Source organism: Flavisolibacter ginsengiterrae DSM 18136, assembly GCF_059568575.1.
On record NZ_JCANTR010000013.1, the window covers coordinates 45,048 to 70,766 of the forward strand.

Annotated in this window: 16 protein-coding genes; 3 read left to right on the forward strand and 13 right to left on the reverse strand. The window is 44.2% G+C overall.

What is annotated here, in order from left to right; genetic code table 11:
• Positions 1-740 precede the first annotated feature (740 nt).
• The 5 genes from BP74_RS14210 to BP74_RS14230 all read right to left on the reverse strand — a co-directional run bounded on the left by BP74_RS14210 (position 741) and on the right by BP74_RS14230 (position 3,557).
• Positions 741-1,337 carry a hypothetical protein gene (locus tag BP74_RS14210; protein ID WP_496375014.1) on the reverse strand — a complete coding sequence of 199 codons (597 nt, stop codon included), beginning with the start codon at positions 1,335-1,337 and terminating at the stop codon, positions 741-743.
• A gap of 2 nt (positions 1,338-1,339) precedes the next feature.
• Positions 1,340-1,840 (reverse strand): sigma-70 family RNA polymerase sigma factor, encoded by a 501-nt coding sequence (locus BP74_RS14215; RefSeq protein WP_496375015.1) that lies wholly within the window; start codon positions 1,838-1,840, stop codon positions 1,340-1,342.
• A 117-nt stretch (positions 1,841-1,957) separates the two neighbouring features.
• Positions 1,958-2,134 carry a nuclear transport factor 2-like protein gene (locus tag BP74_RS14220; protein ID WP_496375016.1) on the reverse strand — a complete coding sequence of 59 codons (177 nt, stop codon included), beginning with the start codon at positions 2,132-2,134 and terminating at the stop codon, positions 1,958-1,960.
• Positions 2,131-2,316: a YybH family protein gene (locus tag BP74_RS14225; RefSeq protein WP_496375017.1), complete on the reverse strand. Its 186-nt coding sequence runs from the start codon at positions 2,314-2,316 to the stop codon at positions 2,131-2,133. The genes BP74_RS14220 and BP74_RS14225 overlap by 4 nt, the downstream gene beginning before the upstream one ends.
• 290 nt (positions 2,317-2,606) lie before the next feature.
• Complete coding sequence (locus BP74_RS14230) at positions 2,607-3,557, reverse strand: sugar phosphate isomerase/epimerase family protein (protein ID WP_496375018.1); 951 nt, start codon at positions 3,555-3,557, stop codon at positions 2,607-2,609.
• Between the two features lie 851 nt (positions 3,558-4,408).
• Between BP74_RS14230 and BP74_RS14235 the strand changes: the two genes are divergently transcribed.
• Positions 4,409-5,476, forward strand: coding sequence for an ankyrin repeat domain-containing protein (locus tag BP74_RS14235; RefSeq protein WP_496375019.1), 1,068 nt, complete (start codon positions 4,409-4,411; stop codon positions 5,474-5,476).
• Positions 5,477-5,983: 507 nt separating this feature from the next.
• Here BP74_RS14235 and BP74_RS14240 read toward each other — a convergent pair.
• From BP74_RS14240 to BP74_RS14260, 5 genes are all read right to left on the reverse strand, one after another.
• Positions 5,984-6,556: a transposase gene (locus BP74_RS14240; protein ID WP_496375020.1), complete on the reverse strand. Its 573-nt coding sequence runs from the start codon at positions 6,554-6,556 to the stop codon at positions 5,984-5,986.
• Positions 6,557-6,634: 78 nt separating this feature from the next.
• The gene (locus BP74_RS14245) at positions 6,635-7,123 is read right to left on the reverse strand and encodes a transposase (protein ID WP_496375109.1); all 489 of its coding nucleotides are present in this window, start codon (positions 7,121-7,123) and stop codon (positions 6,635-6,637) included.
• The gene (locus BP74_RS14250) at positions 7,120-7,545 is read right to left on the reverse strand and encodes a hypothetical protein (RefSeq protein ID WP_496375021.1); all 426 of its coding nucleotides are present in this window, start codon (positions 7,543-7,545) and stop codon (positions 7,120-7,122) included. Before BP74_RS14250 ends, BP74_RS14245 begins: the two co-directional genes overlap by 4 nt.
• Before the next feature lie 8 nt (positions 7,546-7,553).
• Positions 7,554-7,958 carry a hypothetical protein gene (locus tag BP74_RS14255; RefSeq protein WP_496375022.1) on the reverse strand — a complete coding sequence of 135 codons (405 nt, stop codon included), beginning with the start codon at positions 7,956-7,958 and terminating at the stop codon, positions 7,554-7,556.
• Positions 7,959-8,591: 633 nt separating this feature from the next.
• Positions 8,592-10,481 carry a hypothetical protein gene (locus BP74_RS14260; protein ID WP_496375023.1) on the reverse strand — a complete coding sequence of 630 codons (1,890 nt, stop codon included), beginning with the start codon at positions 10,479-10,481 and terminating at the stop codon, positions 8,592-8,594.
• Between the two features lie 244 nt (positions 10,482-10,725).
• Between BP74_RS14260 and BP74_RS14265 the strand changes: the two genes are divergently transcribed.
• Entirely contained in the window at positions 10,726-12,492 is a 1,767-nt protein-coding gene (locus BP74_RS14265) for a hypothetical protein (protein WP_496375024.1), read from the forward strand.
• 58 nt (positions 12,493-12,550) lie between these two features.
• Here the strand turns inward: BP74_RS14265 and BP74_RS14270 are convergent, their stop codons facing one another.
• Positions 12,551-13,867 carry an IPT/TIG domain-containing protein gene (locus tag BP74_RS14270; protein WP_496375025.1) on the reverse strand — a complete coding sequence of 439 codons (1,317 nt, stop codon included), beginning with the start codon at positions 13,865-13,867 and terminating at the stop codon, positions 12,551-12,553.
• 1,009 nt (positions 13,868-14,876) lie between these two features.
• Here BP74_RS14270 and BP74_RS14275 point away from each other — a divergent pair.
• Positions 14,877-19,835 (forward strand): PKD domain-containing protein, encoded by a 4,959-nt coding sequence (locus BP74_RS14275; RefSeq protein ID WP_496375026.1) that lies wholly within the window; start codon positions 14,877-14,879, stop codon positions 19,833-19,835.
• Positions 19,836-19,911: 76 nt separating this feature from the next.
• Here the strand turns inward: BP74_RS14275 and BP74_RS14280 are convergent, their stop codons facing one another.
• Positions 19,912-20,709 carry a DUF6662 family protein gene (locus BP74_RS14280; RefSeq protein ID WP_496375027.1) on the reverse strand — a complete coding sequence of 266 codons (798 nt, stop codon included), beginning with the start codon at positions 20,707-20,709 and terminating at the stop codon, positions 19,912-19,914.
• Positions 20,710-20,934: 225 nt separating this feature from the next.
• The gene (locus tag BP74_RS14285; RefSeq protein ID WP_496375028.1) at positions 20,935-25,470 is read right to left on the reverse strand and encodes a lamin tail domain-containing protein; all 4,536 of its coding nucleotides are present in this window, start codon (positions 25,468-25,470) and stop codon (positions 20,935-20,937) included.
• Positions 25,471-25,719: the final 249 nt, after the last annotated feature.

Below are 25,719 nucleotides of genomic sequence, written 5' to 3' on the forward strand. Positions count from 1 at the left end.
GGGGATTTAATTCAGCTACCATGGCCTTAGTACCTAATAATGTTTTGAATTATTAACCGACCGATTAAGTGATAAAAAACGGTACGTGTGTTGGCGTCCCCAACGTGATTGAATCATCCACAACTGTTTTTGTTATGCCAAACATGCATTACTGGTTCAAACGTTACTTATGCATGTACCACTGATCCCTTGTGCCCAAGGATTACAGGTTTAAAGGTGTGCCATGCAGGCAGTTTTAAGCTCAATGGTCGTGATTCATACGCCTAGTCTGCTCAACGAATCAACTATTAAAATTTTGATTTGAGTTCTGACTGCAGAAAATAAACACTGGTTTTTTGTCATCCTGAGGAACGAAGGATCTTTGAACTGAACTAAGGCGATGACATTGCCCTGAAGGGCTATTGAGCAATCAATTAAATAGAAACGTTTACGTTGTTTTTGTTTTAGGTCGTACCAACTTCAAAAATATACAAGTCGCTTATGCTTTTACCATAGATCCTTCGTTCCTCAGGATGACAAGGTGAGAGGGTGAGCGATTGCAGCCCTTACTTATTTGAAGGCAGGAAAAAGGGTGAACAATTGCAGATTGTATTAATACAGATTAGTTGGTCTTTTTTATTGCAAATAAATAACTTACTAACCGTATAGTGTAACCGAATGATATTCATAAAAACTTTACACTTTATCCTTTCCTTCTTGTTAACCTGTCAACCTATCAACCTATCAACTTTTCAAAACCTCTACTCCATTTCCTTAACCAGCGATTGCAAATAAGTTAAATGCCTGCCGAACTTGCGTTGCAATATTATAGGGCTCATGACATATTGGAAAAGGATGAAGCCCAGGTAAACAGCATAGCGTACCCATATCGGCAGTGAGTGCCATTTATCCAGCATACGATAGTGCTGGAAATAGGGCAGTACTTCGATCATAACAATAAAAAATATTAGTGCAATGCGAAGCCCGATGATCTTCCAGCGCAACCTTGTTTGTAAGAGTGATACCTGTTGTTCCAGGTTGGATTTCACCATCTCATTCATATCCTGCATTTTTTCTGCAATGCGGTAATTGTAGTACGCAAACAATATGACGCCGATGGCAAAGACCACATAGGTCCAGTACAAAACACTGGTGAGCGGCTTGCTGATGTCACTGGCATTGGTAAGCAAAAGAATGAAGGGCATGAGGGCCATTACGACCATTTGTTTTCTATAGCCTCTTTTCAGGGCCGCCACGGGGCCATAACTTTTGTGTTGTATCATTTCCATGATGTTTTTATTTACAGGTTTTGGTATCGGTGTTTCTTTCCACGATTGCTTGAGGTCATCGAGTTCCATGATCAATTGCTTTTTGTCATTAGGCGTAATTTGTCTTTGATGCGGCTCATTTTCACACGCAGGTTTCCCTGCGACATTCCCAGTATCTCCTCCATCTCTTCATAACTGCGGTCTTCCATATAGAGCATCACGATGGCTTTCTCCACCTGGTTCAATTGTGCGATGGCGGTATATAGTTGCTGCATGCGTTCCTCCTCGGCACCGGAACTATTGTCATCGCCAATGTTCACAGGAAGACTGGCCGGCTCATAGGAATCAATAAAATCCTTTTTCTTCCGCAGGCCGGTGATGGCTGTGTTGATGGCCACCCTGTATAGCCAGGTGCTGAACAAAGAGTTGCCTTTGAAATTGGCATAGGCCTTCCAAAGCTGGATCACGATCTCCTGGAACAGGTCCTGCCTGTCAACATCTGTATAGGCGTACATGCGACATACTTTATAGATCAGCAATTCATTTTCACGAATATGCTTTTCGAACTGCTTTTCTATTTCCTGTCGTGGCAATGCGGTTAGTTTATAAGAATAGTCGTTAAGTGGGACAAAATGTTACAGAAGTGAAGGAAAAAGTTGAAAAGTTGATAGGTTGATAAGGAGAGAGCGCCAGTCAAAGTTGGAAAGTAACTAATCCCGCCATTCATCCAGGTTATGTAATTTCATAAAGGAGAGGCGATCCCAGTATCCTCTTTGGAACAGGATCTTGCCGTCACGCACCTGGAAGAAACCGCAGCCTCGAAGTCCCAATGGATCCTTCCATTCCAATATAGCCCATTCATCATCCTCAAAAAGGTTCTCGATCATACATACCATTTCTGCCTGGCAAATTCATTTTCAAACATGGCAATAATGGCTTCCTTACCCACAACAGGTTCATTCACCACCTGGTGATTGATGGCCTCATCATGGTACAACTTACCCAGGGCCTGAACATCTGTCCTGTTGAAAGCCTCAACCCATGCTAATACAGTTTGTTTAGGAGACATGAGGATGTAAGATGTAAAATTTAATATTTGATATTTGATAGAAATGAATTCAAAGCTCTCCGACCTGGACTTGATGCGCCATCAAAAGTTTTTCTGAACTAACAACCATAATCATTATCCGAAAACTGCCTCAAGAACAACAATCTACACACTACAAACTACACACTTCTTCGCGTTCCTTGGTGTCTTCGCGACTTAGTGGCCTGCATTTTCTCCGTGCATCACCGTGCCGCTGTGTCACCGTGGTTCCCTGGCTACCGACTCCCGACTATTGACTACCGACTACCGACTCAAGCTAGCGTTGGCGTAACTTTCTCCAACAGGGCCTTTGTTTTCCTGATACCCTCATCCTCGCCGAGCTTCTCCCCTTCATACTCGATACCGATATATCCTTTAAATCCGGAGTCTTTAATGATCTGGAGCATGCGAACATAATCCGTTTCCACGCAGTTGCCATTGGAATCAAAGTCTATGGTCTTGGCGCTGGCACCCTTTGCATAAGGCATCATTTCCTTCACACCTTTGTAGCGGTCATATTCTTCGATGCATTTTCCAGTCCATGTGCCTCCACCTTCTCTTTTTACACAGAAATTATTAAAGTCAGGCAGCACACCTACATTGCTCCTGTTCACGCCTTTCATCAGTCCTACCATCCAGGTGCCATCAGAAGTATAGTGCCCGTGATTTTCAACGATCACGTTGAGGCCTACCTTACCTGCATATTCACCTAATTGTGACAGGCTTTCGATAGCTGCCTTCTGCACTTCTTCTGCACTGCCCTCACCAAAGGCGTTGACCCTGATGGTGCGGCAACCTAAATATTTGGCAGCATCAACCCATTTGTAATGGTTCTCCACGGCCTGCTTTCTCTTGGCGGCCTCAAGGTCGCCTAATGATCCTTCACCATCACACATGATCAGGTGGTTGGTCACACCATTATCCTTGCAACGGGTTAACAGATCATTGAGGTATTTTGTGTCATGGGCCTTGTCCTTAAAGAACTGGTTGACGTATTCCACCACGCTGATGCCGTATTGCTTTCTGGCAATGCCTGGAAAATCCAGGTTGGTGATTTTGTTAGCAAACAAGGCTTTGTGCAGGCTCCATTCTGCCAGTGACATTTCATAAAAGAAAGGCGAGCCCGAACTGCTTGCTGCCTTTGAGCTGGAACAGGCTGATACTAATAATCCCAGTGCGGTAGCGCCGCCTACCTGTGCCAGGAACTCTCTGCGTGATGACATAGATTATTTACTATTTAGGATGTACTATTAAATATTTTTTAGAAACCATGTTCGATGGCCGTTTTCATATTCGGGCAGATTGAATAGGGAATTTAAGAATTATGTTTTGATAGTCAAGGATCGGGGGTGTTTTTTATTAAATGATGAAGAGAACAGAAGAATTTCGAACAAGGAATATCGAATGATGAAGGTTTAGGTCGGAGAAGAAATATTTATAGCGGTCTTCTTTTAGGAATAAGAAAAATGTTCAATAAACAATTTTCAATAATCAATGTTCAAGTGAGAGAGAACTAAGATTCGTAGAATTAAAATGATTATTGTGGAAGAAGGAGGCCACAAAGGCACCGAGACACAAAGCAGCATGAAGAATATAGGATGATGATGGGCCTTAGGTGGAAGTATCCGCTTATACTTCAATCATACTTTGACGTTAATAAGATACGATACTCCACCCGGGGTCTACCCTTTCAAGGTTTTTGTGCTAAGCCAGGGGGACCCCGGGTGATTCTTAGACCTCCTATACTTGATCTACCGAAACAATATTCTTACACGCATTTATTTTGGTATCATAATGAAGCAGGAAAATATAGATAGTCACCCGGGGTCCCAGCCACACACAAGACCAACCCTGGGTAGACCCCGGGTGGAGGGCGATCGCAATTAGTCACCATGGGGAATAACAAGATCCAAATTATGATACTGCAGAACCACAAATGAAATGGCACTCCGCCCGGGTCTACCCTTTCAAGGTTTTTGTGCTAAGCCAGGGGACCAGGGTGATTCTTAAAATAAGTTTTGAACTATTTCTGGGCTCAATAAATTTATTATTTTGTCGGGCAATTTTTAAACCAATGAAACAAACTGCATTTCGTATCCTTTCATTCTTTTCTTTGATATTTTTATCAATAACACTCCATGCACAGACAGGTCCATGGGCCAAATATGATGACAAGTTCAAAGGCGACGCCCTTGTGCGGGAAGCCGATGCCGGCAACCTGGAAGAAGTGAAGAGCATTGTGGCCGGTGGTGGCAATGTAAATTACCAGTTATCCTATACTTACCTCACCCCATTAATGGCAGCAGCTTCTGCCAACAAGGCTGCCGTAGTGGAATTCCTGCTGCAACAGGGTGCAAAGCCTGAGCTGAAAGACAACAATGGTAAAACTGCGTTTGACCGTGCCCGTTCCTTTGGTGCAAATGAAGTAGTGAAAGTAATGGAAGCAAGTACTAAAAATGATACGAAAGCTGCGGCATCCAACCTGGCAATAAAACCATTGCCGGTTAACAATACGCCTGTTCCCAACCAGGTCATTACTTTAAAAACTACGGGCAACTCCACCTCATGGCCTTCACTGGGAACCTATCATAAAGGAGATTCTGTATTGTTTTATGCTGGCGGCTGGAAACGGGGTACCATAAAAGATGCAGGCACACCATACAATGCTGCCGCAAAGAATGCAGCTACTGGTGAGAATAAATACCTGGTAGCCCCTGACGCTTATGCCAACTGGCCGGACTGGATGGACTGGAGCCTTGTAGCAGGCTTAACCCGTCAGCCCTGGTGGAGCAATTGGTTCATGGGTACCTGGAACCTGGGTGAAGTAATGGCCGTGAATACCCGCACAGAAGGCAACTACGAACACAACGAGTATTCCTATCATACTGCTACAGATGTATTGCAGGTGCTTGCCAATGGAACTTATACATGGAAAACTATGGATGGAAAAACTTTTAAGGGCAAATGGTCCGCTGATCCTGCAGGTCCGGGTATAATCATTGAAAAAGGATACAAAGGATTGAACTGGACCCTGCGCAATCAAACAAGCGCCATCACCATGCATATCCGCAAGCTGGAAAGCGGGAGACTGTTTCCTCCCACTAATAGCGTGATGAGCATTGCGGCTACGAGGAAGATGTAGAACTAGGATTTACAGGATTAAAAGGATTATTGAGGAGGAAGGGAGGTCACAAAGGCACTAAGGCACAAAGCAGCAAGAAGAGATGAAGGGAAAATAATGCTCAATAAACAATTTTCAATGTTCAATATTCAAGTGAGAAAGATTTAAGAATTTGTACAATTAAAAGGATTATTGAGAAGGAAGAGAGGCCACAAAGGCGGTAGGCACAAAGCAGCACGAAGAGTTGAAGGGAAAATAATGCTCAATAAACAATTTTCAATGTTCAATATTCAAATGAGAGAGAATTAAGAATTTGTACAATTAAAAGGATTATTGAGAAGGAAGAGAGGCCACAAAGGCACTAAGGCACAAAGCAGCACGAAGAATATAGGATGATGATGAGATTTAGGTGGAAGTCCCCGCTTATACTTCAATCATATCTTATGACGTTCATAAGAAACGATACTCCACCCGGGGTCTACCCTTTCATGGTTTTTGTGCTAAGCCAAGGGGGACCCCGGGTGATTCTTACATCTCCGTTACTTCATCTACCGAAACAATATTCTTATACGCATTTATTTTGCTATCATAATAATGACCTGCACTGCTATGAGGATATAATGTAAAGTCCGGAGCAAGATTCCATCTACCCCTTACAGGATTATAATGTATATAATTCAGCTTCTGCCATACAAATTCAATATTGGGACAAAGCTTTGCATCAAAACTCTCCTGGAAGACTTTATACCGCTGCCCTTTCCTTCTTTCATTAGGCTTTACAGCATCAAATAATTGTTGTAACAGGTCTTCCCGTTTTTGTAACTCAAGGTTTTTAATGATATCATATGCTAATAATCGCTTGGCATTACCCACAGTTCTATTTACAGTTTTTAAACTGGTTGGCAAATGAGCCAACAAATGAAGATGATTTGGCATGATGACATAGCCAATAATTGAACTATTATGTTCACGCATATGATCAAACCATTTGTAAATACTATGATAAGTGTTGGCTATTTCAAAGAGTGAGATCCACCTGAAGCAGGTAAATGAAATAAAATAAATACCGTTGTCGCATTGCTGTTGCAACCTTACTGCCATGGTGTTAAGATAAAAAGAACTGTAAAATAAAACACCCGGGGTCCCCCTCAATACACACTGTCTCGTCCTAAAATAAGTTTACAAATGATTTAATTTGTTTACAATAGTAGGAGTTCTTTTTGATTTTTGCCATTGTCTGTTTACTTGAAGTTTTTGCTTGTGAACTTTATCAGGGGTATGCATCTGTATACTTAGGTGCGGCCTTCTTTCATTGTAGTTTTCCACTGCTTGCTTCAGCAGTTCTGTTGCTTGCTGAAGGTTAGAGAGTCTATAATGTTTGAGATATTCATGTTTTATAATGCCATTGATTCTTTCAGCAATAGCATTGTCCAGAGGATCACCGCTCTCGGTCATTGAGATACTTATTTTATTCTGCATTAAAAGTTCTGTATATGAAGTAGAGCAATATTGTATTCCTCTATCAGAATGGTGGATTAAATTATCACTTGGATGCAACCTTCCGGCAAGTGCCATCCTAAGTGCTTTTATGCAGTGAACGGCTTCCAGGGTATCTGCTATATGGTAGCCCATGATTTTATGTGAATAAGCATCTGTAACAAGGCTCAGGTAAAGATGTCGCCCCCCACAGGGTACATAATAATGTCAGACACCCATAGTTGTTCGGGTACTTGTGGATACCAGCCTTTAATCAGGTTAGAATACTTTTTTAACCAATGATGCGACTGGGTAGTGAAAATTCTTCTTTTTCTTCTTCTAACTAAAAGCCGGTGATTACTTAAAGTGCAGAACAGTGCATCTCTTCCCATCTTAATGGAATGCTGCTGGTAAAAGCCCTGTAATAGATTATGAAGTTTCCTTGTTCCTATCGCAGGATGTTCGCGCCTAATGTTTTTAACTTCACTCACTACGAGCTGCTCTTTGCTTCCTTTACGTTTACTATTCCAGGTGTCTTTATAGAAGGCCTGCCTTGTTAGACCAAGTAACCAACAGAATCTCTCCAGGCTAACAGAGGGATAACTGTCCTTCATTTCGCGGATTACTTGGTATTGGGCTTTTTTCTAATCGGCACCTTAAAGTCTTTCTCGGCCTTTTCAATGATTCTCTGATAAGCTTCAGAGCGTAGCTTTTCATCCTCCAACTGACGCTCTAGCTCTCTTATTTTCTCTTCTAATTGCTTTTTGCTTGCTTTTCCTGTATTCATTCTTCTGATTAATGCATGAGGCCCTTCAGCACTAAATTTAATAATTACCTGCTGTTTATTGTCTTCATAACCATAGAGCTTCATCCATCTTTGAATACCGCATTTCATCTTGATGCCATACTTGCGAAGCAAAAACATCTTTGATACATTACTGCTTAGGTACTCTTCAATCACCTTTCGTCGAAAAGCTTCTGAATAGATCTGAACAAATTGACCGTTATTCCGTGGAGCGTATCGCATAAGTTTACATGTTTAAGTGTAAACCTATTTCAGGATAAGACACAAGGCTCACGCCTGGGTAGACCCCGGGCGGAAAACGATATTTTATGAAGAGCATTTAGTCACCCCGGAGCTTAACAAGATCCCGATATGATACTGCAGAACCTCAAAAGAAATGGCACTCGGCCGGCCTCTACACTATTAAGGAGTTGTGTTAGGCCAGGGTACCCCTGGATGATTCTATGACTTAGTGGTCAATTAAAATCGGTTTTTATGAGGGACTTCTTCAAATTCACCCGGGGTCCCCACCACTCAACAAAGCCCGCGCAGTGGTAGACCCCGGGCGGGAGGCAAGTACTAATAACCAAACTAAAGTGAGAACCTAAAAGATTAATATACTTCCATATTGTTTTCTCAAAAGGAAATGATACTCCACCCCTCCCGGTGTCTAACCTATTATGGCCTTGTGCAGAGCCAGGGAAGGAGCCCGGGTGAGGTAATGTCAAATGATGAAGTAAGAAAACGATGTACGTTTTTAAACCGTGTTAACTTGTCAACCTTTCAACTTGTCAACCTATCAACAACCTTTCCTTATTGAGCCAAAAAAAAATCCAGGAGCAATTCCCGGATTTTTTTATGCATGTATGCTTCCTTTTACTTCTTCTGCAATGCCATGGTAACTCCACCCGCACTGATGGTCAGCACTCCATTTTGAATGACAGCAGGTGCTGTCAGGGTTTGATCCTGGCCCTGGTCGTCCTTGAAGGTGACAGTGAGCATTTTGGTGGCATTATTGGCCGACCAGGTGGAAGTGCTGCTATAAGTTTTCTCCTGGTCCACCTTTCTGACCGTAGCACAGGTGGTGCCGGGATTATCATAATAAATTTCATGGTATTTCTCTGTTACGTTACAGGTGCCGCCATCCGCAAAACTGATACTGGCGCCCAGCAATTGTTCACGGTTGATATATTCCGTGGTGCCACAGGTCCATCGCCAGTATTCATGCATGGTAAACAGGTCCACACCACCTTCGTTCCATGTTGTGAATGTCAGAGGACTGGTCCTTACCAACATTTTATCCAGTGGAATATTTAGCGTAGCCTGTATCTGTTTGGAACCATTGCCATAATTGCTGGTATAATTTACCCTGAAGGTGAAATTGATGACTGTTTCAACAACAGGTGTTTTCAATCCTACTTTGATCAGCTTTCCTTTTGTACCATTCCTGATCTCAACGCTGACGCGGTTATCACTTACCTGGTCAACCGTATAGCCGGACACATACAGCTTTTCATTTTTAGCAGTGGGCACATGCATCTCCGGAACATAAGGCAGGAACTGTCCCAGGTCGGTCATGGCCGTGTTATAACTATTAATGCCATCGATGATACCGGCAAAAGCAGGAAATGTGGCTGCATTCTGGCTACCCAGGTTCACTAACTGAAGGCCCGCGCTATATGCATAGTCCTTATCCAGTTCAAACTCCTGTGCGGTTATACGTTGCTGTTGGGTATCATCAATTTCCAGCACGGCAAAAGGATCATCCACATCCTTCACACCTGTTACGGTCTCAAACAAACCTTTAGATGCTTCTGTTACGAAAGTGGAAACAAAGGCCCAGGCAGCTTTTGCCCTTCCATTGGTGTTTTTGCGTTCTTCATTGGCAGCATTAAAGGCTTCTTTCATCTTCCCGGTGAAGACCTTACTGGCATCGAGTCTTTGCTTTTCTCTATCTGCTTCGCATTGGTCGGCTTCCACTCTTAAGTCATTCGCATTGCCAATATCACCATTATCCCAATAAATTTTTTGCTGGCGCCTGAGTTCCTCACAATCTCCCTGGGTATTTTCCCGGTAGTTATTGAGTGGGTTATTAATGAACACCTGCTTAAAATCATTCAGCCAGCTTTTGTTGGCATCAATGAGCTGTGCATAGGTTTGCTTTTCTTCAGCGGGCAGGGCATCAATGATCGCTTTGTTCTTATTATAGGATTGCTGCAAAAATGTATTCAGGCTATCGCGGGTCGAGGCACGCATATGTCCTGACTGAACCTGCGCATCATAAGCAGCTTTGGCATCTGTAACTTCTTTCAATGCATTATCCTGCTGGTTTTTGATATACAGGTCCACATCTGCTATCTTATTAAAAGCTGTAAGCTTTACAGATCCTTTGGCTGTTTTACCTTCTGCAACCGTTATGGTTATTTCCTGGGCTCCTGTGGGAAGTTCGGGCACCATAACATAATAAGCATAGGTGTTGGCAGCCAGGGCTTTTTGATCGGCATAGGCATCAACGATGGAAGCGCCTATATGCACGGGCACCGTGGTGGCTGTAAGACTTTGAGGTTTGGTGCCGGCGGGCAACTGCAGTTTAATGAACTGGTAAGGCGCAGCCTGTGACACGGATACTGAAAGATTCAAATCAGTGGGTGTAGGAGGTGGCTCTGGGTCAAAACTACTTTTCTGGCAACTTACCAGGTAATAACATAAAAAGAAAAGTAACGGCAATAATTTACCCGTATGTAAGCGGCCCGAAGCAGTTTTCATTGGTCTTGATTTAATGGGCGAAAATAGAGAGTGTATGTACCCGAGTCAATACTCCTTTGTAGGTATATTTCATATGCCTCTTTGTCATATAACAAGCTTTTTTGCCCCCGCTTCACTTGAATAATCAGCAATTGCACCCTATCTTGAGGCGGTTTATTGATGTTTTGGAATTTGAAAACATTAATGAATTTTCTTCCAGTGTGTAGAATACAATCACCTTGAAGAAATGATCAAAACCATGGCTATGAAAACAATAACTGCTTTGCTATTTATTCTATTCCTTGTAAGCGGATGCAAAAAATCTACTGACCCAAATAATCCTGTTGATCCCTCGCTGAATTATACACCTGTAACACCCTATACACCTGTTTTCACTTCCCTGATCACGTATATGCACAGTAACAGTCAGACCAACAACCCTGCGCAAGTTTCGATCAATGGAGCCTATAGTAATTACAACCTCCAGTACAATGCCTTTACCAGTGGAGTGATTCAAACAGACCTTTTCAGAACCCAAATATTTGAACGCAACAACCTAACCGTTTCAGACCTGTATTATTTTCATACGCCAAGAGTACTCCCTTTGACACCCTCTTTTCAGAATTATGCTGATGCCACGGTGATCCCGCGTGAACTGGTTTACAGCGCCAGTTCAGGAGCTGACAATGGCTATTTCTGGCTGCCGGCAGGTGGCAGTGTATCCTATGGACCACTGGACCCTGCTAATTATCCAAATGGTGGATTGCAGGGATTTGGTTACGCCGCTTACCTGAACCCTGTGGCCAAAGGATTTGCACTGAGCATGCCTGATTTTAGTGTGGACTCCGTCAATAAACGATGGTTCTTACGGTCCTTCGGTTCTTACTGGCTGGACACCTATTTCCCGGCCAACAAAGGCGTAAAGCTGACCATTCCTATTCAACCCTCCATGCAGTCCACCGCGCCTGATTCTGTACCCGCCTATAAATACGAGAATTGGAAATGGGTACGCGGGGCTATGGCTAAGAAAATCAATAATACCTACCAGGTGCCTATCAGTACCAGCTCGCTGTGGAATATAGCCATGCCGGTAGCAGGCGTGTACCTGAAAGTGAACCTGCGTTCTGACAGTGCGGCTACACTCACCAATATGAAGCTGGTTGCTAAAATAAATGACCAGGAAGTAGCGACAGGACGTACCAATGCGGAAGGCAGTGGCGTATTATTCGTACCGGCCAATGAAAAGATCTCCTTATACGTGTACCCTGACCAGTACAATTACCAGGATGAATATCCCCTTAACAAAACAAAAGATATTGGATCATTTCCCACCGCATCGGAGGTGGACGTGAACATACCTGTAAAAACAACACCAGGACTGACCACTTTATATGGACGCGTGTTTGATTGTGTTGGAAACCCTGTTCAGAATGGGACCGCCCTGTTATCCGTTTCGAATGTGATGCCCCGTGAATATTACGTGCCCATTAAAAACGGGAGGTTTACCACATCTATATATTTACAGGGAGGCTATGATGCAGTGTATGTAAGCATCCTTGACCCGGGTGGCGTTCGCCAGGGCGGTATCGCGGAACTGGTATTAGGATCGGGGCCCTATGCGCAGCAAGGCAAGGAGTATGACCTGAATTTTTATACCTGCACAACATCTACCAAATTGTATTTTAATTATACGCTGGATAATAAAAAATATTTACTGACAGATGATGCCAGCAGCGCATCTCCCTTTATTACTTATGCTGCGGGGCATATCAGTAGTGTGAAGAATGGAACAGGGGTGGATATTGCCAGCGGCACCCTCACAGTTGGTCCGTGGAACTGGTTCACCAGTCCGGTAATGATCAATGGAGTAGCCTACCAGATAGACCAGTCGATGGGTAGCTACGAAAACTATATGTCACATGTGGATGCTGCAGGTACGGGTTACACAGAAGGCTGGGTGTCCATAGACCTTAAGGACAATGCGGGCGCCCTGCATAAATTAAGCGCCACCTTCCGGCTGAAGAATAAGTAACTTAATTGAATTCATAGATCATCCTTCCTGTTTCATACAACAAAGGATGGATCTTTTATTATGGATCGTACCTGATAGCAAATCCCGAAGCGGATCCGCCGTTGGCCCTTCCAATGGCCCATACTTTCTGGTCTTTGGTGTACATGGCTGAAATATAATCCGCAGTGCGCAGTACAAAATCCGTATTCCAGGTTTGACCACCATCTGTTGTTTTATAGATCCTATCCTTAAAGGCGGCATAGCCTACCTGTGAATTGACAAAACAAAAGGAATAAGCCTGGATAGGTAATGTGATAAGCTGTGTTCCGTTAGTGAATTTATACATATTGTAAAATCCATCAAGGATGTAAACCGTGTTGGGATCTGTCAGCTGAATCCTGGCAAAGCTATACTGAAGCTTGGTACTCAGGTCGTATTCGGTGTACACGCCATTCTTTTTATGGATCAATACCAGTTTGGTATTGGGGTAGGTTCCCGGCCAGCCGGCCATGACCATGTTCATGCTATCCAATGCGGATATATCGTAAAATCTTGTGTCTGAAGAATTAGTGGCATCCGTATGATAAGTACTGGTGTACTCAAGTGAAATATCTTTTGGCGAGAAAGACCCATTAACCTTATACACTCTGCCTTCCTGGTTGAGAATATAACCTCTGAAAGGCTTATAGGTATATACGCCGGTGATAGATCTGCCCTGGAAATAAGGCACAGTAGTGATGGTGTCGAGGTGTGCTATGCTGAAAAGATAAAAGATGGGGTCATGCTGATCGCGGTACATAATATCAAATCGGTCCTGCTCCATCCAGATATGGTCTTCATTGGCAACAGAAAGCGCATAGCCCAGGGTGTTACCTCCATTGAATACGCCACCCCAGTTGGTGCCACCGTCGAGGGAACTGGCTACGATTCCGGGACCCGAGATCATGCCCCTGTTGTAATCGGAGAAAGCGATATTACGAACCTGCTGCAAGGGCTGACCATTTAAAATGTCCAAGGAGGGGCTGACATATCTCCATCCATGAACAGCAAAGGCCACTGAAATGGTCAATGTATTGCTTAGGCGTCCGTTTATGTAGACACTGAGAGTATAGGATTTCTGCCCGGAGGACAACAGGTTGGATGGTATATACACAACAATTGTAGTGTCATTGACTGACTGGATCACCAGTGATACAGAGTCGATCTTTACTGATACCGCTGATATATCCATTCCAAAAAACTTTCCCGTGATGGTTAGCTTATCCCCTGTTGTTGGACTGGAAGGACTATAGGAAATAATGACCGGGTTCCCGGGTGTATTTACCGGGTCAGTATCCTTTTTTGAACAGGATAACAATGTAACTACAATTAACAGGCAACCTAAAAACGCTTTCATAGGCAGGTAGATTGGGGTACAAGATAATGGGAAGAGAAATGAAGTCAAAATGGGCGGTTGACAAGTTAAAAAAGTTAACAAGGAAGGAAGAGAGGGTTGAAAGAATGAAAGTTGTTCACTAGCAATTCCGTCGCCTTTATGCAATCCAAAGATTCCTCGTGCCTCGGAATGACAAAATACCAGGTATATACTTTGTAGTCAGAACTGCGCATATATATTACATCTAACGAGAGGAAAACACTTCGATCTTTCAGCCTCGTCCAGCGCCTCATTGCGGAAATTCGATTACTGAGGCCCTTATAGTCCGAAGTCGGATGTCCGCAATTCAGCGCCTCCAGACTTTGCGCATATCACGTGACCAACTTTCAGATTCTAACCAGATGAAGTGAAGTAAACACCCAGAGAAATGACTGTAATCCAAATGCATTAAACATTTAGTAGTAATGACCGTTGTGCGCTGGCCCGGCAAAACCCGCGGAGCGTTGGGGTTTGCCTGCTTTTTTTTGGTTCTTTTTTTTGGGCAAGCAAAAAAAACGAACAAGAAATGCCGAGGTAAATAGTAAACTGTTTTAATGTTTGCAAACAAGTAAAATCATTTGAAGATTGGGCATTGCAACCGACTAGCTATCTTATTCTAAGGTTTAAGAAATGCTCAATGAGCAATGATCAATTTTCAATATTCAATGAATAAAAGAAGGGAACCTTTCAGTTCCCCTTCATGGTTTAGCCACCATATCAAGTCGTTCAATATTTTGGATGGGTTATAAGCAGCAGCAAGCTACCTTCATGTGACGCTATTTACAAGGATATAGCTCCAAAGTTTACCACAGTTTATGCACATTTATAAACTGCCCTTTATCCTAAAATAATTCACCTGATAATCAACATGCATCCCCTACCCTGGTAATGACCCCGGTTACGTGAAAATATGAGGTTCGTGGATTATCTTGTCCCCGGATTCCCATGCCCGGAACAGGCCATGGTAAACCACCAAACCAAACTGCTTGTAATGCCTCACGTATCCCTGAAGAAGCTATTGATCCTATTCTTGCCCGCTTTTTTGGCCAACCTGGAGGGCAATGCCCAACTGGTCGCAGATTTTAATATCAGCCAGGCAGGGGGCTGCTCCCCGCTTACAGTAACCTTTATCAATTTAACCAAAGGTGCGAGTGCCGGCGCCAGCTATCAATGGGACCTTGGTAATGGGAATGTTTCTACTGAAACAAATCCTGCTGCCATTTACACTGTGGAAAAAACCTATACGGTCAAACTCACCGTGACAGACGGAAGCAACAGTTCTTCCAAAACACAAACTGTTACGGTTTATAAAAAGCCCACCCTGCAGCTTTCAACGGATATTACCAGGGGATGTGCCCCATTGAATACAACTCTTACTGCGTCTGCCACGCCAGGTGACGGGAGTATTCAAAATTATTTCTGGGATTTTGGGGATGGTAATACCCTGTCGGGATCCAGCCCACAGGTACCACACACGTTCACCTTTGCCCAGCAGGCTTCTGTAAGCCTCACGGTAACCAACAGCATGGGTTGCCAATCAACGCTGGTAAAGGATAGCCTGGTGGAGGTATTGCCTGTGCTGGAGGCCAGCTTTGCAGCCAACCAAACTTTCCTTTGCCGTATCACTGATGCTGTCACGTTTACCAATAGCAGTAAAGGGCCTGGCACTTTAAGCTATGCCTGGACATTTGGAGATGGCAACACCGCCACTACTAAAGAACCTTCACATGTATTCAATACCAGGGGCACCTATGACGTTTCCCTGCAGGTGAAAAGCTCCGAAGGCTGTACCAACACGAAGACCCTAACAGGTTATTTGAATGTGGCCAATTACCAGTCGGAGATCATTGCGCCAGATTTGTATTGTTCAGGAAAGGAATTAAAGTTCATGAACAGGAGTACTCCCGAACCTTCAATGACGCAATGGAATATTCCTGAATACAGTGATGGGTGGAGCTACCAGGGACCTCAGTCAGTGTTTTACTATATATACAACCCGGGGACTTACAAACTTCGGATGATCAACACCTTTGGAGGCTGCAAGGATACCGTCTATAAGGACTTTACAGTTAAAAAAACACCCCAGCTCACAGGCTGGATAGCCGAAAGAGCCTCTCCCTGCGCCATTCCTGTGGACGTTCAATTTAAGGACACCACAAGCGATGCAGTGAAGTGGAACTGGAACTTCTTTTGTAATTACAATTGCCCTTCCCCTGACGCCACCACCAAAGAACCGGTAAAGAACTTCACCTATGCCGGCACTTACAATGTGATGCTTACGGTGACCAATGCTGAAGGCTGTTCCACCACTGGTTTCCAATACCTGGACCTGACCCAACCTTATATGATGATTGACCTGGTTTATTCCAGTGGGTTAAACAACTATCGTTATGGCTGCCTGGGGTTGACCTTAGGCTTTAAAGCCAGCCGCCCCGACCTGGTTGCTTCCTACAAATGGGTGTTCAGTGATGATAATACCAGTTCAACCGATGCACAGGTGGTACATGTGTTTAATAAAGCAGGCATTCACAAAGTCACGCTCAATTACGTGTTGACCAATGGTTGTACGGGGACCATCACCTATGATGATATCCGTGTTCGAGCAAAACCCAAATTTGATTTCACTTCCCTTTCCGGAACGGCTATTTGCGGCAATACGCCGGTGCAGTTTTCTGCCACAGGTACAGAATACCAGGATTGGTACTGGGATTTTGGTGATGGGAAAACAGAATACCATTATGGCTGGAACAGCAATGGGGTGAGTCACAAGTATGAAGAAGAAGGAGTGTATACAGTTACTTTAAGCGGGCAGATTGAAAATTGCTTTGACACGGTTACAAAGCTGGCCTATGTGAAGGTGAGTCCTCCCTTTCCTAAAATAACAGGCTATACCAATACCTGCGATGGCACAAGGGGATTAGTTGTTTTTACTGAATCTTCTAAACAAACCAATAGCTGGAGTTGGGATTTTGGCGATGGCAGCACAACTTCCTATACCAGTTATAAGGACACGATCCAGCATACTTATACCAAAACAGGAACCTATAAAACTGTACTTACAACAATAAATGGTGGCTGCACTGTAAAGGACTCGATGATGGTACAGGTATTGTTGAAACAATCACCCCAAGTCAGCGCAACCACCACGAATGTGTGCAGCAATGATGGAATGACCATAACACTGGACCATTTAGAGCGTAACTGGGCTGCTTATTATGATTGGGCGCAGTATGGTATTTACAGGTATGAATATGAAGGTGGTCGCCTGGCCGAGATTTGGTCCTATGGGCTGGACAATTACAATCCCGGTCCTACCATGCATCTGAAAGCCATGCAAATGGAAAGAGGCCCCCACCAGTTCCGCGTTGTTTTGCGTTCTGACCATTTTGGCTGCTTAGATACCACCAATTACATGCCCATCAACGTTAGGGGACCCATTGCCAACTACAGTTTAAAACCTGCCTATTGCGACGCTACCATGCTGTTCACAGATAGTTCCAAAGGCTCGAACAATGTGCCCATTACTTCCTGGGCCTGGAGCTTTGGTGACGGCCAGGGTTTGACAAATACAACCTCTGCACCATTCACGCATACCTATCCCCAACCCTATTCCTATGATGTGTACCTGACAGTAAAAGACGCAGATGGCTGCACTGACCAGAAATGGACACCCTATGTAAGAGTGGGTGGTGTGCAGGCTGCTTTTAATGTATCGGCCAATACAATATCACCCAATTCATCTGTCAGTTTTTACAACAACAGTTTCGACAACTATACGGGCAGTACCAGCTATGAATGGCAATTTGGTGATGGAACCACGGCTACTGATTTCAATACACAACACACCTACACCCAACCAGGAACTTATACCGTGTTGCTGCTGGCGAAAAATGCTACCTATGCCTGCACGGATACTGCCAGGCAAACCATTGTGGTGAAGTATATCAATTCGGCATTCTCATTTGCCAGTTCATTTGTAGGCGCCAGTACCTGTCCACCAGTATTGGTACGCTTTACCAATACCTCCAGTAATGCCAGCCGGGTGACCTGGGATTTTGGTGATGGGGCAAGGGCAGAAAATGTGTTCAACCCATCGCACCTCTACACAGCGCCAGGTCAATACATTATAACACTGAATGTTTACAGCGATAACGGCACTGTGTATACGACAAGGGATTCAGTAATCATCAAATCCTCTTCTGCCAGCCTCAATGCCAACCAGTTCATGAGTTGTACAGCGCAGTCTATTTCCTTTAACTCACCGGGAAAGCAAGGCAGGTCGTATGCCTGGGATTATGGAGATGGGTTGGTGAAAATAACAACTGATTCCACCAGTGTACATTCTTTTACTGCTGCGGGTGTGTATGCACCAACACTGGTGGTAAAGGATGCCGATGGATGCAGCGCTGCTGCCAGCCTTGCCAATAAGATAGTAGTTGACAGCCTGCAGATAAACATTGGGAACATACCTTCGGCATGTACCATTTCAAACATCAGCTTCCAGCCACAGGTAACCAGCATTGCTGCTGACAGGGCGCAGCAAACCCTGTCCTATCATTGGGATTTTGGAACTGGTAATCCTGCAGACAGCTCCAATGTAAAACAGCCAAACTTTACCTATACGCAACCCGGAAATTATACTGTTCGCTTTCGGGTAGCCTCACCTTCGGGCTGCCTGAAGGAAACGACAAAGACAGTCGTGGTAAATGAAAAGATCAAGGGCATCATCAACGGACCTTCAGGTATTTGTGAAGGAGGCAGCGCCAGCTTTAAAGGTTCGGCAGCAGCGACTCCACAAAGCTGGTCATGGAATTTAGGGCAAGGGATATCTTCTGCGCAACAGGATCCTGCTCCATTAACCTATGCCGTTCCCGGGAATTATACAGTGGCCCTGATGCTGAAAAACGGTGCCTGTATTGATACGAGTTTGCACCAGCTCACAGTTCATCCAAAACCTGTGATCAACCTGGGGCAAAGAGAGGCCGTATTATGCAGTGGCAGCACCATGACATTACATGCCAGTGGCGGAGCAGTATACAACTGGCAACCAGCGACCGGGTTAAATAATAATACCATTGCCGACCCGGTGGCATCGCCTGCCGCTACTACCACCTATGTATTGGAAGCTAAGTCTGATTTTGGTTGCACGGCAAATGACTCTGTTAAACTGGTTGTAGCGCCTCCCATGAATTTATCAGTCAATTCCAATCTTGTCATTTGCAAGGGGAACAATGTGCAATTAAAAGCCGCAGGTGCAACGTCGTACCAATGGATCGGTAATACATCCGGTTTGAACAATGCAACGATTGCCAACCCGGTAGCAACGCCTGGTTCAACCATAACTTATTACGTGGAAGGCCGTGACAGCTATCATTGTTTTATAGATACAGCCAGCGTGACGGTAACCGTCAATCCATTGCCCACCGTGCAGGCAGGTGCAGACGTGGTGATCACAGGTGGCAGTCCTTATCAATTACAGCCCATTTACAGCAATGATGTGGTAAGTTATAGCTGGCTACCGGCGAATGACCTGAGCTGCACTGATTGCCCTTCGCCATTGACCACACCTACTGCCGACAGGGATTATATCATTACAGTCAAAAATGCGTATCAGTGTTCGGCAGCAGATACCATTAAGGTGGTAACTGAGTGCGGGGAGAGTCATTTATACATTCCCAATGCATTTACGCCTAATGGCGATGCATTGAACAATACATTTACCATCCGTGGCAGTGGTGTAAAACTGGTTTCTTCCTTTGCCATCTTTAACCGTTGGGGTGAACTGGTATTTGAGAAGAAAAACTTCCTTCCTGGTGATGCCGGTGCGGCATGGAATGGAAAGTTCAGAGGCATGAATGTGCCGGCAGGTAGTTATGTTTACCTGGCATCCTTCCAGTGTGCTTCGGGACAGGTCTTTTCAAAAAAAGGAACGGTGACAGTGATCTATTAAAATTGTTTTGAAAATAAGGAACCCGTGATTCCCATTCAACTGGAAACCACGGGTTCTTCTATTTATAGCGATAGTTCTAAAAAGAAAATCCAACTAATATTCTTGCTTCGCTTCTTTCATGTTCATCCAACACCCTGTTTTTGGGAGACACATCGGTCTTATGCAGGTTCCTGATTTGTGGTAAATAATTAGCGATAAAGAACCATCGGTCACCACGGTAATTTAGGGTGGGACCTGCATACAGTACAGAGTTGTTCCAATGGCCTTTTGAAATGTCATTATGGTTGACCAGCTCCACGCCCAAACCCAGGTTGAGGGAAACATTATACATATAAGCAAGGTCCAATTCAAGAGGTGTTTCTTCAAATTCCATTTCATTGGCACCATTCTCCCTTTCTGCCTCAGCTTCCAGTTCATAAATGCCATTAAAAGCCAGGAGGTTTTTACCAAAAGAACGGTCAAGGATAATCTTTGTTTCAATTTCCAGCTCATCTCCTTTCACACCCAGTTCTCCATACAGGGCAACTCCCAGTTTACTGGATGGATTAGTGACTTTCCATTTCCATTCATTACTAAATCCTATTTCGCTGGCATGGCTGATCTGGTCCGTACTGTCTGTAAAACTTTTCTGGTACCGGTTGAAATAGAATGCCGTCTGTACCTGTTTTCCCAGGCCCACTTCAAACTCCATACGCTGGTCCATGGCATGAAAGAATTGACCTTCGTGTCCAAAGCGGGAAGTATGCCATAGCTCTATATCAAAATTCCCTTTGGGCAATACATTAGAGGTATAGGTACGTGCAAAATACCTGTCCTGCGCCTGGGCATAATGAAGGATAAAAGTAAATAGTAAAAGAATGGTAAGTTTTTTCATTGATATCATAAAGGATGCAAAGCTGGCTTTTAATCAGCAACTGGCACCCCCGAAATAGGGAAAATCGTTTACAGAGCAGGTAAATAGTTGATCAGGCTCAACCTCCGGACCTTGTGTTGTTCAATTATCAAAGCGAAAGTTTAAAGACTTGCAATGTCAATAGCCAAAATAAAGCGGCTGCCTCCCATCCAATAGGAGACAGCCGCATTATTTTCAACTTACCAGTTATTCTCTGGTCTTCACCAGTCGCAATACTTTGCGCTCAGTTCCATTGAACAGCTGCACAAAGTATACACCCGGCTTATAATCCTGCCCGATCAATATGGTTTGATCACCAGGAAGATTATTCTTTTGATCAATGATCCTCCCCAGTATATCTGTAACCAGTAGATGGATGGATGCAGACCCACCGGCTAACCCGATAGTAAAATTACCGGAAGAAGGATTGGGCCTTACCGATATTGCCAGCTTACCAGGAGTAGTCTCATTTGATGCCCTGGCGGTCACAGCTGAAGACGCACAGGATCCCAGCATATCTCCATGTGCCAGGTGGTAGGTAACATCTGTGCTTCCGATAGAAAGGTTTAATCCATTATGACAAACAGTTACTTTATCATTATTACGACCACTTCTAACATCTATGACAGCAACAGGTAGTGAAGCTGTAGCAGTACAACCATTGGTACTAGTAAGCAATACAGTTACAGAGGTAGTGTAATTACCTGCCTTTGTAGCATACACTTTTACCGTCGGCTGATCGGCTGTCCCGGCAACGATGGCAAGTCCATCAGCTGTTGTCCATGTATAGGTATATCCTTCGCTGCCACCTGTAGCAGGTAAACTTAAAATAGCTGCAGGCGCATAACCAGTGTACACAGTATTGATCCTGCTTCCCTGTGCTAAGACATTCGCATCATGTATCGTTACAACAGGGGTTTGATTTACCACCACTGAAGTGCTGCAGGTAGTGCTGTTGCCCCAGCTATCGGTAGCTGTCCAGGTGACCAGGCTTGAACCCAGGTTAAAAGCACCGCTGGCATCATTACTGTTACCGCTTCTCTCTGTGGCACCAGTTATAGTGTAACTGTATTGCAAATTATCATGACAATCATCTGTGGCTACAAAAGCAGGGATCGAATAAGTTCCACTGGCAGTGGAGCAGATAGGATCAACTACAGGACATGTGTTCACTACCGGTGCTGTTGTATTGGCAAACCTATAGCGTGTATAAACAGGGTAATGATCTGAAGTGGTGCTGCTGTATTTGGTGATATCACTGGCTACATCTGTTAAGATGGTAGCAGATGCCGGCATATAATACGGCACCATTTCATTGCTGATCAACACATGATCAATGACATCATTGAAACTGGCAGTGGATTTTTTACCCGCCAGGCTTAGTGCCAGCGTAGGCGAATAAAATGAATCCGGCTGATTCGTAAACGCACTATAGGAAGTGGTGGTAAAGCCTGCAGTGATTGATTGATCCAGGTCGTCATTAAAGTCTCCCAGTACGATCAGTTTTTCACCCGGGAAATAGGTTTGCAATGTATCATGTAACTCTGTAGCAGCTGCCTGCCTGCGTGTGTAAGCCGTTGAGGTAGGTGAAGTATTGGCCTTGGCATGTATCAATACAAAATTGATCTTCTCTGTCACACAGTTCATGGTGAGGTCTGCTGTGAACAGGAATGGATACCTTCCGCTGGACCAGCTATTGTAGGAAGTGCTACTGGTGCTTTGATTGTTGATCAGGGCCCTGGTGCTAACATTGCTGAATAAGGCAGTCTTGTAAACAAAGGCCTCTTTCTGCGCCGCAGATAATGGACCGCCTGAAGGATCCGGCGGGTTGACATGTGATCCATAATTACAGATAACATAACTATAGCCGGGCATGTGACTGACAATGTTTGCCAGCCTGGCTTCATCCACCACTTCCACCAAACCATAGATGTCGGCATCTGCCGCTTTTAATACGGTTTCAGCATTCTTCTCCTGCAGATCATCATTGGTTGGTCCCAGGGTTGGATCAGTACTACCAAACCATTCCATATTCCAGTTCACTACTTCGAGCGTAGTAGCAGGATCTATACTGGTCCCTTTCACATTGATATCACTTGACAGGCCGGAACTGGCAATGGTTACCTTTCCTGAAAAATCCTGGTTAGCAACAGATGGTGCAAAACGCACATAGACTTTTTCGAAAACATTGTTGGCTTCGGCCTGTGTATATGATATAGAAGACGAGAAGTTCGTACCATCTTTTGAGATAAGGAAACCTGCAGTGCTTGTAATGGTAACATCATTAATGATATCATTACCAATGAAGGTGAATGATCGGTCAGCAGTTGTACTATTGGCTGCAAAGCGGAACTGGATATCCCTGGTATCTGCAGTAAGAACCGGGGGAGGAGGTGTTAAAGAATTAATTACATTGATATCATCCAGTGTCCATCTTGCTCCATCTTCATCGGATGAAGTATAGACATAGGCAAAATGCACATTATGGCCTTTGAATGCAGACAGGTTGATGTCTTGTGAAAGGGTCCAGGTATTGGTGGATTGTTCAGGAAATCTTCCATTGATATCTGTCCATGTTGCCAGTGAAGGATCTCCACTGACATAATCATTGGATACTTTCAACTGCAAAGGTCTTCCGTTGAATGCAGTGCGGCTCCAGAAGGAAAGCAAGGGATAGGTGGTGCCGGAAAGATCAATCGATGGTGAGATCAGCCAGTCAATATTCGGTATATTGGCCGTGCCATTATATCCATTGATCTGTACTGCATTGGGGAAAGCGCCAGTACCTGCCGGCGCATTGGGATCCCTGCCGAAGGGTGTACAATCCCATACAGCAGAACCCGTGGTGTTATATTGAGTGAATCCACCTGGTAATAAACCATTGCCCAGGCAGTTTTGAAAATCAAAACTGGCAGGCAGCGTAACAGGCACTGAATTATCGTAAGTGGAAAAACTCCATGTTGTTAGATCATTAATACCGGCAAAAGCGTTTCCATAAACATCTTTAATTGTTCCTGCATCCAATTGAATAGCATAGGTTTTAGCAGGAGATAATGTGGCGTTGAATGATAGGGTAAAGGCATCGGTCAAAACAACATTTGCTGCTGTTACATCAATAACAGTCAGTACTGATCCATTTTCATAAATGGTAATGTTCCCTGTGCCCTTTTGAATAGGTTTGTTGAAACTGATGGCTGGAGTTATAGTAGCAGGAGCACCAGTATAACCAGATGGTGGCGTCATTGAAACCACAAGTGGTGCCGAAATAGTGTAGGTACTGTTGCGCGGCAGTGGATCGGTTATCATAAAGTCTGTACTGTTATTATCAGTGTCCACGCCATCAGTAATTCTTCTTACAGCAGTCGTATTAGATGTGGCAGCAGTAGGTGTTGTTTCATAACCTGTCGCGCTTCCATAACCAACTTTATCTAAGACGTTCGGCCCATCAGGATTACCGCCTGATTGTGCCGTGGTAGTGTTGCTCAACAAAACTTTTCCTCCCGTACCGCTTAAGGATAATGTTCCTGTTGCATCAGGTGTTGGAAGCGCCATTGTTCCATTAGTACCTTTTGCTTCCTGTACCAGGAAGAAACCATGCGCCGGAATGATTCCTGATAGTACATGAGGGGTCCAGTTCCCGGTTCCAGTTGCACTGGAATATTGAACAGACCAGCCAGCAAGATTGACTGGCACATCTTCGTTGTTGTACAACTCTATAAAGTCATTGGTATAAACAGCACCTGAGTTTCCACCGCCGCCATATACCTGGTTGATGACCACATGGGCAGGTGCAGCAGTTTCATTATCCGCGAGGTTGATGCTGGCAGTTAGGACACCAGCCTGGTAACCTGTTGGTGGGGTGATGGTCATGTTGATAGTTTCAGCGCCTTCCAGTATCCCGTCATCTTTCACAGCAATGGTTACTGTACCTGAAGTGGAACCTTCGGCTATGGTAATGCTGCTTGTTTGAAGATTGTTGTAATCAGATCCTGGTGAGGCAGATCCTCCAAGCATATAATTTACAACCAATCCACCTGTTGGTGCTGGTGAAGAAAGTGTGATTGTAAAAGATCCATTGGTGGCAGGTTCTGCTGCATCTGAACCTTTAGCCACTGAAATCGTTTCCGATGGCGGTCCAGAACACAGGTGCGCAGCCGTTGCACTATTACGGGGTGCAGGAGCGGCAGTTGAAAAATCAGCAGCGTTGTTGTTAGTATCAGTACAACCACCATTCGCTCTTACAGCTGCAGTCGTATTTGTAAGTCCAGGTGTTGGACCGGCACCTTCAAAACATGTGGCAGTAGATCCAAAGCTCACCAGATCCACTATCCCTGTTGGGCAGGTTCCGATAAGTGCTGTTGTTGAATTTATGAGTGCTACTTTACCCGCTGTTCCACTCAAAGGAATAGTACCTGTTGCTTCTGGAACTGGCAAGTTTGTTGTTCCACCGGTACCGGCAGCTTCCTGTACCAAATAATAATGCCCCGGAGCTATTGATCCATTTAATGGAGTCACAGCCCATGAATTTCCTGTAGCAGATGCATATTGCACTGACCACCCTGTAAGATCAACAGTGGCATTGGTGGGATTGAACAATTCAATGAAATCATTCTTGTACGTAGCGCCAGTATTACCACCACCGCCATAGACCTGGCTGATGACAATATGATCGGCCTGGGCCTGTACACAAAATGAACTGAGCATGGCTATCAAAGCCATCAGAAATGGGTAGATTTTTTTCATGTGTGCTTTTCATTATAGTTTGAAGAGTGTGTAAAAAAGGTTGCTGCAATAATGGTCTTCCGAAAGGATAAAATATGGAAATGCTTTACACAGGATGGATGGACAATGAAATCAAATATATAAGAATTCAAAAACCATTAGCAGGCAGTGTAGATTAATTAATCATTATGTTGACAAATTCTTTTCTGCTACGTAATTACACTTAGGAGAATCACCATTATCAATGAATAAGGACGTGCATGACGTTAA